We start from the raw sequence: 13980 nt of genomic DNA, 5'->3' as shown, positions 1-13980 counted from the left end.
CGATGCGGCAAAGTCGCGGCTGCAATGCAGCAAAAGGGTGAAATCCCCCCGGTTTGTCCACAATGACCACGGAGTCGATCCGGTTGCGGACGGGTCTGCCGCAATCTCGCCGGGTTTCGATTGCAATAAGGCTGCCGCAAGGGAAACAGTGCGGACAGATGAAACCGAAACCGCTGCGCATCGCCTATCTGTGCGACCTGTCCCCGCTGGACCGGAGCCTCTATTCCGGCGGCAACGCGCGGATTCATGACGCCTTGCAGGAACACGCGGGCGAGGTGACAGTCCTGCCCCGACGCTGGGGCCTGGCCGAGCCGGTGCGGCGGCTGATCCGGGCGATGCCCGAGTCGGTGGCGCTGCGGGCGCGCTGGCGGGCGCATTTCGCGCTGCGCCGGGTGATCGCCTCGGCGGTGCACCGGCATCTCGCCGAAGGCGGCTTTGACGTGTTGTTTGGCGCCTATGCGTTGCATGCCATGGCCGGGCTGCGGGCGCCGGAGGGGATGGTCACCGCCTATACCTCGGACGCGACGCAGACCGTCTACCGGCTGTCCGAGGTCGGGCAGGCGCATGGGCGGCACTTTGCGCTGGGCCATCTGCTGGACGACTGGGTGGAACGCCGCGAACGCGCCACCCTGCGCCGGATGGACCTGCTGCTGTGGCCGTCAAGCTGGTTGCAGGACGCCGCCGAGGAACGCTATGGCCTCGATCCGGCGCGCAGCCACATGGTGCCCTGGGGCGCCAACATCCGCACGCCGCCATCGGCCGGGCCACGGACGCTGACGCCCGGAGGGCCGATCGACCTGCTGGTCGTCGGGCGCAACTGGCACGCCAAGGGCGGGCCGGTGGCCTTTTACACGATGCAGGTCCTACGCGCCCGCGGCGTCGATGCCCGGCTGACGGTGATCGGCTGCCTGCCGCCCGACAATCACCGCAACGCCCATGTCACCGTGCACCGCCAGCTGAACAAGGCGGTGCCCGGGGAACTGGCCATCTTCGAGGCGGCGCTGAAGGCCGCGCACTTCATGGTGATGCCGTCGTTTGAATCCTACGGCTTTGCCTTCTGCGAGGCGGCGGCCTACGGGCTGCCGGCGCTCTGCCTGCGGGTTGGCGGCGTGCCGGTGCGCGACGGGCTGACCGGGCACGCCTTGCCGCCGGGCGCGGATGCCGAGGATTTCGCCGCGCAGATTCAGGGCTACCTGGCTGATCCGGCGGCTTACAGCCGCCTCAGCCTGTCGGCGCGGCGCGAGTTCGAGGCGCGTCTGAACTGGGATGCCTGGGGTTCCGCGACGGCCGACCTGCTGCACGAGGCGGTCGCCCGCAAACAGCACGTCGCAACCCGCCGGCTGGCCTGACAAGGGCGCGCCGTGCTGCGACGCAGCGTCGCAGTGAATCGTTGACCTGTGCCGGCAAGTGGGGCCTACTGCCCGCAATCCGCGTCGCCAATCGCAAGGTTTTTCAGCCCTTTGGGGCTGTCTGCACAATTTGGAGGAGGAAAAGCGATGAATGAGACATTCCGACCCGACCCGACGTTTCATCCGACGGCCCGCATGGCCATGCAGGCGCCCCCGGAAAACCTGGCCTTCACCCTGATGCTCAGCCCCGACTTCTCGCAGCCGGACGGGCTGGCGGTGGTGGACGTCAAGCCCGGGTCGAAGACCTACGGCCAGATCGTCCACCAGGTGATCATGCCCAACACGGGCGACGAGTTTCACCACTTCGGCTGGAACGCCTGTTCTTCGTCGTTGTCGCCGCTGAGCGGGCACGCCTTTCTGGAACGGCGCTACCTGATCATCCCCGGCATCCGGTCGTCGCGGATCTACATCATCGACGTCAAGGAACCGCTGAAGGCCAAGATCCACAAGATCATCGAGCCGGAAGAGGTCTTTGCCAAGACCGGCTATTCGCGCCCCCACACCATCCATTGCGGCCCCGAGGGCATCTACGTCAGCACCCTGGGCGGCGGCGGCAAGGACGGGACCGACGGCCCTCCGGGCATCTTCATCCTGGACTGCGAGACCTTCGAGATCCTCGGCCGCTACGAGATGGACCGTGGCAAGCAGGACAAGCACTACGATTTCTGGTGGAACCTGCCGCGCGACTACATGGTGTCGTCGGAATGGGCGCTGCCGCCGCAGTTCGAGAACGGCATCGTCGCCGAGGACCTGCTGTCCAACAAGTACGGCCATTCGATCCACTTCTGGAACCTGCGTCAGCGCAAGAACGTGCAAACCATCGACCTGGGCGCCAACCACCAGATGGCGCTGGAGATCCGCCCGGCGCACGACCCGGCGAAAAAGCACGGTTTCTGTGGCGTGGTGGTGGACACCACCAACCTGCAAGGCGCGATCTTCACCTGGTGGCAAAAGGACGACGGCACCTTCGAGGCCAAGAAGACCATCACCATCGACCCGCAGCCGGCCGACGCCGCGGACCTGCCCGACCTGCTGAAGGGCTTCGGCGCGGTGCCGCCGCTGGTGACGGACATCGACCTCAGCCTGGATGACCGTTTCCTCTACGTTGCCTGCTGGGGCACCGGCGAGATGCATCAATACGATGTGTCCGACCCGATGAACCCGAAACTTGCCGGCAAGGTCGAGATCGGCGGCATCGTCCGCAAGACCCCGCATCCCTCGGGCAAGCCATTTGGCTACGGTCCGCAGATGGTCGAGATCAGCCGCGACGGCAAGCGGGTCTACTGGACCAACTCGCTGTATTCGACCTGGGACGACCAGTTCTATCCCGGCGATCGGGGTGCTGCCATGGTCATGGCGCACGCGGGCGAGAACGGTGGGTTGACGCTGGACGACGGTTTCTGCGTCGACTTCCCCAAGGGCTACCGCAGCCACCAGATCCGGCTGGAAGGCGGCGACTGCTCGACCGACAGTTTCTGCTATCCCAACGTCTGAGGCCCTTGTCCCGGCGGCGGTCCTTTGTGGCCGCCGTCGCGGTGGGTATTTTTCCAGAGAAGAAACGAGCAGGTACAGTTGACCCGTAGGACGGTGCGCGCGTGAGCGGCGAGACGGCATCGGCGCTGTGGGGCGCGGTGCTGCTGGCCGGGGTCTATCACGGGGTGAACCCGGGGATGGGCTGGCCGCTGGCCGTCTCTGCGGCGCTGATGGAGCGGAAGCGGCGCGCGCTGTGGCGGGCGCTGGGCCTGCTCGCGCTGGGGCATCTCCTGGCCATGACGGCGATCCTGCTGCCGTTTTCGGCCATGACGGCGCTGGTCACGTGGGAGCGCGAGATCCGCTTCGGTGCGGGTCTCCTCGTGATGGGTGTGGGCGTCTGGCTGCTGTTCAACCGGCGGCATCCAAGGTTCCTGGCCCGGGTACACCCGGCGCGGCTGGCGCTGTGGTCCTTTCTTGCGGCGATGGCGCATGGCGCGGGGCTGATGCTGGTGCCGATCTACCTGGGCCTGTGTGGCGAGGACGTGGAGGCCGGGCACGCGGCGGCGGGCGCGCTGATGGCGGCCAACGCGGGCACCGCGCTGGCGGTGGCGCTGGTGCACACCACCGCCATGGCGCTGACCGGCGGGGCCATCGCCTGGGGCGTCCATGCCTGGCTAGGGCTGAAGTTCCTTACCCGTAGCTGGTTCAACCTGGATGTGTTCTGGGCAGCAAGCCTGATGCTGGTCGGGGCGATCGGGGTCTGGGCGGCCTGGTAGGCGCTTGGCCCCGGAGCGCCGGCCCCGGGGCTTGTCAGGTGGCGGGTCAATCGTCACGGACAGTGGCGGACCGGGGTCTCGGCCCGACGTCAGGCCCCGATGTCCGCGCTGATTGCCGGCCGGGACCGAATCTTGTTTGGGCAAATCTTGAATGATACCCTCGCGCCGCGAATTGGATGAGCCTTTGTGGCACGAAACAGGATATCTGGAGCTTTTTCATGTTCATGTCGATGCGCCGCATGGTGGCGGTCGGGCTTGGCCTGATCCTGCTGTCCCCGGCCCATGCCGATTTCCTCGGCAAACCGGAACCGAACACGCGGGTGATGGAGGGTCAACATCTCTCGCAGTGGTTGCGGGGCGACATTCGAGAGCCTTTTGGCGAGGTGATGGTTGTCTTTCCGGCCCGGAAGGACGTCTCCTTTTGCGAGAGCCTGGTGTTCGAGAGGAACGAGAAATACTCGATGAAAGGCCAGTGGGAAATTCTCGAGGCGACCTTCGGCAACCGCAAGGTCTCGTTCGAGCTGGAGGCGCATGTCGATTCCAAGTCCGACGCCCGGTATTCCACGCCCTCATCGACAGACGGGGCCATGCTGACCATCGAATTCGCCGAGCCGGTCTGGAAGAAATGGCCGCACGGACGGTATTACGAGGCACAGGCCAGACGAGTCTGCAAGAGCCTGCATAGCCCGATGCACTGTGAAAGCGCCGAGCGCGTGCGGGCACCATCGCTCTACGTCGTCGGCCTCCGCAAGGACAGCGCCGTGCCGCGCGAATACATCTGCGCCTATTTCATCCTGAACGCCGCGCCCGATCAGTCAAGGTGACCTGACGGCCGCGCGCCGGGCGGGGTCAGGCAGCGCGACCGCCGCACCGGGGCCGGTCGGCACGCGGGGGCAACGCGGGCAAACGGCACGGGCGCGGGCGCCAGGTCCGCCATACTGGCGCTAAAGCGCCGGTCGAACTGGCCCTATCTGCCGCTTCGCCCCGCCGGTAGATTGCCCGCTGACCGCCGGCCTCCCCTGTGCCGGCGCCTTTGCCTTTGGGAGAGACGCCGATGAAGATGACCACCGAAGAAGCCTTTGTGAAAGTGCTTCAGCGCCACGGGATCCAGCACGCCTTCGGGATCATCGGGTCGGCGATGATGCCGATCTCGGACCTGTTCCCCAAGGCGGGGATCACCTTCTGGGACTGCGCGCACGAGGGCAGCGCCGGCATGATGGCCGATGGCTACACCCGCGCGACCGGCAAGATGAGCATGATGGTGGCGCAGAACGGCCCCGGCATCACCAATTTCGTCACCGCGGTGAAGACTGCGTACTGGAATCACACGCCGCTGTTGCTGGTCACGCCGCAGGCGGCGAACAAGACCATCGGCATGGGCGGGTTCCAGGAAGTCGAGCAGATGAAACTGTTCGAGGACATGGTCGCCTACCAGGAAGAGGTGCGTGACCCGTCGCGCATGGCCGAGGTGCTGACCCGTGTCATCGCCAAGGCGAAGCGCGCAAGCGCCCCGGCGCAGATCAACGTGCCGCGCGACTACTGGACCCAGGTGATCGACATCGAGATCCCCGAGCCGATCGAGTTCGAGCATTCGCCGGGCGGCGAGCATTCGGTCGCGCAGGCGGCAAAGCTCCTGAGCGAGGCGAAGAACCCGGTGATCCTGAACGGCGCCGGTGTGGTGCTGTCGGCCGGCGGCATCGCCGCCAGCCAGGCGCTGGCCGAGCGGCTGGATGCGCCGGTCTGCGTCGGCTACCAGCACAACGATGCCTTTCCGGGCGGCCACCCGCTGTTCGCCGGCCCGCTGGGCTACAACGGGTCCAAGGCGGCGATGGACCTGATCAAGGAGGCCGATGTGGTGCTGGCGCTCGGCACCCGGCTAAACCCGTTCTCGACCCTGCCGGGCTACGGCATGGAGTACTGGCCCAAGGACGCCAAGGTGATCCAGGTCGATCTCAACCCCGACCGCATCGGCCTGACCAAGAAGGTCAGCGTCGGCATCGTCGGTGACGCGGCCAAGGTGGCGCAGGGCATCCTCGCGCAGCTGTCCGACAGCGCGGGGGACGAAGGCCGCGCCGAACGCAGGGCGCGCATCGCCGAGACCCGCTCGCGCTGGGCGCAGCAGCTGTCCAGCATGGACCACGAGGACGACGATCCTGGCACCACCTGGAACCAGCGCGCCCGCGCCGCCAAGCCCGACTGGATGAGCCCGCGCATGGCCTGGCGCGCGATCCAGAGCGCGCTGCCGCGCGAGGCGATCATCTCTTCGGACATCGGCAACAACTGTGCCATCGGCAATGCCTATCCCACCTTCGACGCCCCCCGCAAATACCTGGCCCCCGGCCTCTTTGGCCCCTGCGGCTATGGCCTGCCCGCCGTCGTCGGCGCCAAGATCGGCTGCCCGGAGGTGCCTGTGGTCGGCTTTGCCGGGGACGGCGCCTTCGGCATTGCGGTCAACGAGCTGACCGCCATCGGCCGGGGCGAATGGCCGGCGGTGACGCAGGTCGTGTTCCGCAACTACCAATGGGGTGCGGAAAAGCGCAACTCGACCCTGTGGTTCGACGACAACTTTGTCGGCACGGAACTGAGCGAGGAAGTCTCCTACGCCGGGATCGCCAAGGCCTGCGGGCTGAAAGGGGTCGTGGCGCGCAGCATGGACGAGTTGACCGCAGCGCTGGCGCAGGCGGTCAAGGACCAGATGGAAAACGGCATCACCACGCTGATCGAAGCGATGATCAACCAGGAACTGGGCGAACCCTTCCGCCGCGACGCGATGAAAAAGCCGGTCGCCGTGGCGGGCATCGACGCGGCGGACATGCGGCCGCAGACCGTCGCCCAGGCGGCGGAGTAACGCATGGCAGAAGCCACGGGCGAGGTCCTGGTCCTCAATGTCGGGTCCTCGTCGATCAAGCTGGCGCTCTACGATGCCGATCTGCGCGAGGTGCTGCGCGGCAGCGTCTCGGGCATCGGGGCGCAGGCCGTCCTGAAGATGGGCGAGGCGCGCGAAACCGCCGCCTTGCCCGATCATCGCGCGGCGCTGGACGCGGTGTTGCGGGCGCTGGAGGCGCGCGGCGTCAAGGCTTCGGACCTGCGCGCCGTGGCGCACCGCGTGGTGCACGGCGGCGCTGACCTGATCGCGCCGCAGCGGGTCACGCCCGAGGTGCGCGACGCCATCGCCGCCTGTGTCCCGCTGGCCCCGCTGCACAACCCGCACCAATTGGCCGCCATCGACGCGCTGACCGCGCTGGCGCCGGACTTGCCGCAAGTTGCCTGTTTCGACACCGCCTTTCACGCCACCAACCCCGAGGTCGCCACGCGCTACGCCCTGCCTGACGCCTGTGCCGGGGCGGGGATACGGCGGTACGGCTTTCACGGGCTCAGCTTTACCGGGCTGGTCGAGCGGCTGGCCACCCTTGCCGGGGACTTGCCGGACCGGGTGCTGGCCTTTCACCTGGGCAACGGCGCTTCGGCCTGCGCGATCCGTGGCGGGCAGAGCGTGGCCACGACGATGGGCTATTCGCCCACCGACGGGCTGACCATGGGCACGCGTTCGGGCACGATCGACCCGATGGTGGTGCTGCGGCTGGCGGGCGAGTTGGGGATCGACGGTGCCGCGCACCTGCTGAACCACGAGTCCGGCCTGGCCGGCCTGTCCGGCGGCATCTCGGACATGCGCGCGCTGGAGGCCAGCCCCGACCCGGCCAGCGCCTTTGCCATCGCGCATTTCACCTACTGGGCGCGCCGCCACGGCGGCAGCCTGATCGCGGCGATGGAGGGGGTCGACGCCATCGTCTTTACCGGCGGCATCGGCGAGAACGCCCCGGCGATCCGCGCGGCCATCTGCGACGGCTTCGGCTGGCTGGGTGCGCGGCTGGATCCGGCGAAGAACGCCCGCAACGCGCCGCGCCTCCAGGCCGAGGGGTCGTCCGTCACGCTGTGGGTCATCCCGGCCGAGGAAGAGCGCGTCATCGCCGAGGCCGCGCTGCGCGTCGTGGCTGCGGCATGAGCGGGGCGGCGGTGTTCCGTTTTCCTTGTCCCGAAGCGGACAAATGTGGTCATCTGGTCCCGTGACAGGAACGGCATTGCGCAGGACCGCTCTTTGGCGTGACAACCATCCTTCGGGACACCGGGCCGTGCGCATTGCCTTCGAGCGATATTGATCTACAAAAGTTGCACAAAAACACGACGCGGCGCGAAAACAGGCTGCGCGGGAGGACTGACAGGATGGGAGTGACGCAACCGCAAGTCGACACGTCGCCACGGGTCTCGGACGAGGTCCGCAAGACCACCTGTTACATGTGCGCCTGCCGCTGCGGCATCAACGTCCACATGAAAGCCGGCCCCGATGGAAAGAAACGTGTCGCCTACATCGAGGGCAACCGCGACCATCCCGTGAACAAGGGCGTGCTTTGCGCCAAGGGCAGCGCCGGCATCATGCAGCACAACGCCCCCTCGCGCCTGCGCGCGCCGCTGCGCCGGGTCGGCCCGCGCGGATCGGGCGAATTTGAGGAGATCAGCTGGGACGAGGCGCTGGAAACGGCGGTGTCCTGGCTGAAACCGCTGCGCGAGACGGCGCCGGAAAAGCTGGCCTTCTTCACCGGGCGCGACCAGTCGCAAAGCTTTACCGGCTGGTGGGCACAGCAGTACGGCACGCCGAATTTCGCTGCGCATGGCGGATTCTGCTCGGTCAACATGGCGGCGGGCGGCATCTACACGATGGGTGGGGCCTTCTGGGAGTTCGGCACGCCCGACTGGGACCATGCCAAGCTGTTCCTGTTGTTCGGCGTGGCCGAGGATCACGACAGCAACCCGATCAAGATGGGGCTGGGCAAGCTGAAGGCGCGTGGCGCCAAGGTGATCGGGGTGAACCCGATCCGGTCGGGCTACAACGCGGTGGCGGATGACTGGATCGGCATCACGCCGGGCACGGATGGGCTGCTGATCCTCAGCCTGGTGCATTGTCTGCTGAAGGCAGGGCGCATCGACGTCGACTACCTCGCGCGCTACACCAACGCGCCGGTCCTGCTGAACGGCGACCCGAAATCGCCCGACTACGGGTTGTTCCTGCGCGACGACGACGGCAAGCCGCAGGTCATCGACCGCACCACTGGCCAGCTGGCCGCCTGGGACGCGCCGGGGATCAAACCCGACCTCACAGGCCACATCCGCCGCGCCGGGATCACCCATTCCAGCGTGATGCACCGCCTCGCCGAACGCTACCTCGCGCCCGACTACGCCCCCGAGGCGGTGGCCGGGCGCTGCGGCGTCAGCGCCGAGCGCATCCGCGCGCTGGCAGGCGAACTGGCGCGCGCTGCCTTTGACGACCCGGTGGTGCTGGACCGCCCCTGGACCGATTTCCGTGGCGAGAGGCATCAGACCATGACCGGCCGCCCGGTGGCGATCCACGCCATGCGCGGCATCTCGGCCCATGCCAACGGGTTCCAGACCTGCCGCGCGCTGCATGTGTTGCAGATCCTGCTGGGCGCGGTGGAAACCCCCGGCGGGATGCGGTTCAAACCGCCCTATCCCAAGCCGGCCGAGCTCCACCCCCGCCCGCACGCGCAGTCGACCCCGGGCCAGCCGCTGGACGGCCCGCACCTGGGCTACCCGATGGGCCCGCAGGACCTGGCCATCGACAACGACGGCAAGCCGCTGCGCATCGACAAGGCCTTTACCTGGGACAACCCGCTGTCGGTGCACGGGCTGATGCACATGGTGATCTCCAACGCCCATGCCGGCGATCCCTACAGGATCGACACGCTGTTCCTCTACATGGCGAACATGGCGTGGAATTCGTCGATGAACACGCGCGGCGTCATGCAGATGCTGACCGACACGGACGACAACGGCGACTATGTCATTCCGCGCATCATCTATTCAGACGCCTATTCGTCGGAAATGGTCGCCTATGCCGACCTGATCCTGCCCGACACCACCTACCTGGAACGGCACGACTGCATCTCGCTGCTCGACCGGCCGATCTCCGAACCGGACGCCGCCGCCGACGCGATCCGCTGGCCGGTGGTGGAGCCGGATCGTGACGTGCGCGGTTTCCAGTCGGTGCTGTTGGACCTCGGCGCGCGGCTGGGCTTGCCCGGCATGGTCGAGGCCGATGGCAGCCCGACATACGCCGATTACGCCGACTACATCCAGACGCACCAGCGCAAGCCCGGCATCGGGCCGCTGGCGGGCTGGCGGCTGGGCGATACCGGCCTGACCCACGGACGGGGCGAGCCGAACGCGGCGCAGGTCGACAGCTACATCGCCAACGGCGGCTTCTGCACGATCCACGTCCCCGAGGAGGCGCAGTATTTCAAACCCTGGAACGCCGCCTACCAGAACTGGGCGGTTCAGACCGGCCTCTACGACGCGGCCGCCCCCTACCTGTTCCAGCTCTACGCCGAACCGCTGCGCCGCTTCCAGCTAGCCGCCGAAGGCCACGGCGACAGCCAGCCGCCCGAACATCTGCGCGCCCGCATCGCCGAAAAGCTCGACCCGCTGCCGCTGTGGTACGCGCCCGACGCGGGCGACCCCGACAGCTACCCTGTCCACGCCCTGACCCAGCGTCCGATGGCAATGTACCACAGCTGGGGCACGCAGAACGCCTGGCTGCGGCAGCTGCACGGCCACAACCCGATGTACCTGCCCACCCGCCTGATGCGCGAACACGGGCTGAAGGACGGCGACTGGGCCTGCATCAGCTCGCCGCACGGCAGCATCACCGTCCCGGTGGCGGAAATGGCGGCGCTGAACCCCAACACGATCTGGACCTGGAATGCCATCGGCAAGCGCAAGGGCGCCTGGGCGCTCAAGCCCGACGCCCCCGAGGCGACCAGGGGCTTCCTGCTCAATCACCTGATCCACGAACTTCTGCCGCCCAGGGGCGACGGCCTGAGGTGGTCCAACTCGGACCCGGTCACCGGGCAGGCGGCCTGGTTCGACCTGCGCGTCTCGATCCGCAAGGTCGACGCCCCCGCCGAAAGCCAGCCCGCGCTGCCGCCATTGCGCTCGCCCGTCGGGCAGGGGCCGGATCAGCTGGCCTGGAAAACCGACAGCTGATGCTTCTTCTCTGTGAAAATACGCCCGGGGGAGTCGACCGAAGGGAGACGGGGGCAGCGCCCCCAGCGCCGCGTCCCAATAATCCCGCCCCGCCGCACGATGGAGACACCGCATGAACCGCGCCATGAAACTCACCCTCGCCGCGATCGCCCTGTTCTTCCTGCTGACGGCGGGCACCTTCATCTGGTTCGTCGCCACCTGGGACCCCGAAAAGGAACAGCCGGTGGTGCTGCACCTGCCGCGTGACACCGCCCCGCCCGGAGGGGCCGCATGACCATCCTGCCTGACAGCACGACCCGCAGCCTGGGTCTGGTGATCGACCTCGACACCTGCGTCGGCTGCCACGCCTGCGTGATCTCCTGCAAGGGTTGGAACACCGAGAACTACGGCGCGCCCCTCAGTGACCAGGACCCCTACGGCGCCGATCCATCCGGCACCTTCCTCAACCGCGTGCACAGTTACGAGGTCCAGCCGCAGGATGCCCTCGCCCAATTGGTGCATTTCCCGAAATCCTGCCTGCACTGCGACGACGCGCCCTGCGTCACCGTCTGCCCGACCGGCGCCAGCTACAAGCGGGTCGAGGACGGCATCGTGCTGGTCAACGAATCCGATTGCATCGGCTGCGGCCTCTGCGCCTGGGCCTGCCCCTATGGCGCGCGCGAATTGGACCTGGCCGCCGGGGTGATGAAGAAATGCACCCTCTGCGTCGACCGCATCTACAACGAGAACCTGCCGGAGGAGGACCGCGTGCCCGCCTGTGTGCGCACCTGCCCGGCGGGCGCGCGCCACTTCGGCGACCTTGCGGACCCCGACAGCGCGGTGTCGCGGCTGGTGGCGGACCGCGGCGGCATCGACCTGATGCCCGAACAGGGCACCAAGCCTGTCAACAAGTACCTGCCGCCGCGCCCCAAGGACACGTGGCAGGCAGAGGTCGACGTGCTCGCCCCCTTCCTCGCGCCGGTGGCCGATGAGCCGCGCGGCTTGCTCGCCTGGCTCGACAAGACGCTGGAGAAGCTCTGATGCATCCGGCCCCGTCCATCATCGCCTTCACCACGCTGTCGGGTCTCGGCTTTGGCCTGCTGTTCTGGCTGGGGGTGGACCCGGATCCGGCGCGCGGCTGGGTGGCATTCGTGTTCTACGCCATCGCCTTTGCGCTGGCGGGGGGCGGGCTGATGGCCTCTGCCTTTCACCTCGGCCGACCGGAACGGGCGCTCAAGGCCTTCAGCCAGTGGCGGTCCAGCTGGCTGTCGCGCGAGGCCTGGGCGGCTGCGGCGGCGCTGGTGGTCATGGGGCTGCACGGCGCGGCGCTGATCCTGTTCGACATTCACCTGTCCGCGCTGGCCTGGCCCGGTGCGGCGCTCAGCCTGTTCGCGGTCTTCGCCACCTCGATGATCTACACCCAGCTGAAATCGGTGCCGCGCTGGCACCACTGGTCGACGCCGGTGCTCTTCCTGCTCTACGCGCTGGGTGGCGGGGCGCTGCTGTCCGGACGGGTTGGCATCGGCATGGCGCTGATCGCGCTGGCCGCGCTGGCGCAGGCGTACTGGTGGTGGGACGGCGATAGGCGGTTTGCCCGGTCCGGCACGACCATGGCCAGCGCCACGGGCCTGGGACCGATCGGCAGCGTCCGCGCCTTTGAGCCGCCGCACACCGGGTCCAACTACCTGCTGCGCGAGATGGTGCATGTCGTGGGCCGCAAGCACGCGCAAAAGCTGCGGGTGATCGCGCTGCTGCTGATCGCCGTGGTCCCGGCGTTTTTCCTGCTGCTGCCCTTCGGACATCTCTTTGCACTGGTCGCGGTGATCGCGCATATTGCCGGTGTGCTGGTCGCCCGGTGGTTGTTCTTTGCCGAGGCCGAGCACGTGGTTGGCCTGTATTACGGAAAACGCTGAAAATGTCCTTTCTTCCCGGTTTCGACGAGACGTGGACCGATGCGTCGGACTACGTTCTGGGCATCACGCGCGAGATCTGGGACGAACGGCGGATGGAGCGGCTGGCGCGCTATTGCGCCGAGGATGTGGTGCAGCGGACGCCCCTTGCGTTGCACGAGGGGCGGCGCGCGGTGGCTGCGGCGGTGCAGGGCGCGCTGGCCGAGTTCCCCGATGGCGAGATGCTGGGCGAAGACGTGATCTGGAGCCAGACCGGGGACAAGTCCTTTTTCGCCTCGCACCGGACGCTGACAACGGCGCGGCACGGCGGTCCGGGTCTGTTCGGCCCGGCGACCCGGCGGCCGGTGACCTTTCGCACCATGACCGACAGCTGGTGCCGGGGCAACGCGGTGGCCGAGCAATGGGTGGTGCGCGACCAGTCGGCGATCCTGCGGCAACTCGGCCTGGACGCAGAGGACTGGACGCGCGACCTGATCGCCTGGGAGGGCGGGCCCGAGGCCTGCACCCGTCCCCTGACGCCCGCAACCGACGTGCCCGCCCGCTACGAGGGGCTGGGCAATGACAGCGACTGGGGCCAGCACCTGGCCGACCTGCAAAACCGCATGATGGCGGGCGAGATCGCCGCCATCGTCGATTGCTATGACCGGGCGGCAGAACTGGCCTACCCGAGTCAGGACACCGGCGCGGGCTGGCCCGATGCGGAACGCTTCTGGATGGCATTGCGCGCGGCGTTCCCCTCGGCCCGCTTTGGCGTGCGCCATGCGGTCGGGCTGGAAGAGCCTTTGTGCCCGCCACGCGCGGCGGTGCGCTGGGAGCTGTCCGGACGGCACGATGGCTGGGGCCTGTTCGGTGCGCCGACCGGGGCGGATGTCTTTGTCATGGGGATCACCCATGCCGAGTTTGGCCCGCGCGGGTTGCGCCGCGAGTGGACCCTGTATGACGAGACGGCGGTCTGGAAGCAGATCCTGCTGGCCACCGGCGCGGTCTGATTGCAAGGCGTTGCAGAGGCGGGCGGGGTCCCGGGTCAAGCCCGGGACGGGACTGCGCGGGGCGGCCTCTGCCGCGCTTACAGCACGAAATCCACCGCCGTCAGCCCAGTGACATTGGCCACCCGGATCTCCGCATCGACGCTGCCGTTGCCGTCGGCATCCATCTGCACGATGGTCGATCCGGTCGCCGTCTCGAACAGCCGCAGCTCCGGGTTGCCGGAGGGGGCAAAGGGCAGGGTGCCGCGAAATTCGAACACGCCGGGATGCAGGCCCGCGACGATGATCAGGTCCTGGCCCTTCTGAAAGTCGAGGATCTGGTCGCGGTTCACGCCGACGACGGTTTCGGCCAGCGAGCGGAACACGAAGTTGTCGGCCCCCAGTCCGCCGG

12 protein-coding genes are annotated in these 13980 nt (G+C 67.8%); 11 read left to right on the top strand and 1 reads right to left on the bottom strand.

All coding sequences use genetic code 11. The features are described from left to right. The first annotated feature begins 158 nt into the window (after positions 1-158). The 11 genes from MAA8898_RS00055 to MAA8898_RS00010 all read left to right on the top strand — a co-directional run bounded on the left by MAA8898_RS00055 (position 159) and on the right by MAA8898_RS00010 (position 13592). A complete protein-coding gene (locus tag MAA8898_RS00055) occupies positions 159-1349 on the top strand; it encodes a glycosyltransferase family 4 protein (RefSeq protein ID WP_245853196.1) in 1191 nt (396 codons plus the stop codon). Positions 1350-1496: 147 nt separating this feature from the next. After that, entirely contained in the window at positions 1497-2903 is a 1407-nt protein-coding gene (locus MAA8898_RS00050; RefSeq protein ID WP_094018933.1) for a selenium-binding protein SBP56-related protein, read from the top strand. 101 nt (positions 2904-3004) lie between these two features. After that, positions 3005-3658 carry a hypothetical protein gene (locus MAA8898_RS00045; RefSeq protein ID WP_094018932.1) on the top strand — a complete coding sequence of 218 codons (654 nt, stop codon included), beginning with the start codon at positions 3005-3007 and terminating at the stop codon, positions 3656-3658. A gap of 176 nt (positions 3659-3834) precedes the next feature. Further along, positions 3835-4482 carry a hypothetical protein gene (locus MAA8898_RS00040; protein ID WP_176445019.1) on the top strand — a complete coding sequence of 216 codons (648 nt, stop codon included), beginning with the start codon at positions 3835-3837 and terminating at the stop codon, positions 4480-4482. Between the two features lie 230 nt (positions 4483-4712). Further along, positions 4713-6506: a sulfoacetaldehyde acetyltransferase gene (xsc, locus tag MAA8898_RS00035; protein WP_094018930.1), complete on the top strand. Its 1794-nt coding sequence runs from the start codon at positions 4713-4715 to the stop codon at positions 6504-6506. 3 nt (positions 6507-6509) lie between these two features. Beyond that, positions 6510-7661, top strand: coding sequence for an acetate/propionate family kinase (locus tag MAA8898_RS00030; RefSeq protein ID WP_094018929.1), 1152 nt, complete (start codon positions 6510-6512; stop codon positions 7659-7661). 218 nt (positions 7662-7879) lie between these two features. Then, positions 7880-10714, top strand: coding sequence for a molybdopterin oxidoreductase family protein (locus MAA8898_RS00025; protein ID WP_094018928.1), 2835 nt, complete (start codon positions 7880-7882; stop codon positions 10712-10714). A gap of 112 nt (positions 10715-10826) precedes the next feature. Then, entirely contained in the window at positions 10827-10988 is a 162-nt protein-coding gene (locus tag MAA8898_RS26085; protein ID WP_176445018.1) for a hypothetical protein, read from the top strand. Further along, positions 10985-11734 carry a 4Fe-4S dicluster domain-containing protein gene (locus MAA8898_RS00020; protein WP_094018927.1) on the top strand — a complete coding sequence of 250 codons (750 nt, stop codon included), beginning with the start codon at positions 10985-10987 and terminating at the stop codon, positions 11732-11734. The genes MAA8898_RS26085 and MAA8898_RS00020 overlap by 4 nt, the downstream gene beginning before the upstream one ends. Next, complete coding sequence (locus tag MAA8898_RS00015; protein WP_094018926.1) at positions 11734-12606, top strand: dimethyl sulfoxide reductase anchor subunit family protein; 873 nt, start codon at positions 11734-11736, stop codon at positions 12604-12606. Before MAA8898_RS00020 ends, MAA8898_RS00015 begins: the two co-directional genes overlap by 1 nt. Before the next feature lie 2 nt (positions 12607-12608). After that, complete coding sequence (locus MAA8898_RS00010) at positions 12609-13592, top strand: nuclear transport factor 2 family protein (RefSeq protein WP_094018925.1); 984 nt, start codon at positions 12609-12611, stop codon at positions 13590-13592. A 77-nt stretch (positions 13593-13669) separates the two neighbouring features. On the opposite strand, the gene MAA8898_RS26080 is transcribed toward MAA8898_RS00010, so the two are convergent. Further along, positions 13670-13980: M10 family metallopeptidase C-terminal domain-containing protein (locus MAA8898_RS26080; protein WP_370738596.1), on the bottom strand; the 311-nt coding region annotated here is incomplete at its 5' end.

This window comes from Antarctobacter aquimaris, from assembly GCF_900184945.1.
Lineage (GTDB): Bacteria > Pseudomonadota > Alphaproteobacteria > Rhodobacterales > Rhodobacteraceae > Maliponia > Maliponia aquimaris.
Note: the sequence above shows the minus strand (reverse complement) of the source record. Positions and strands in the feature narration are given on the sequence as shown.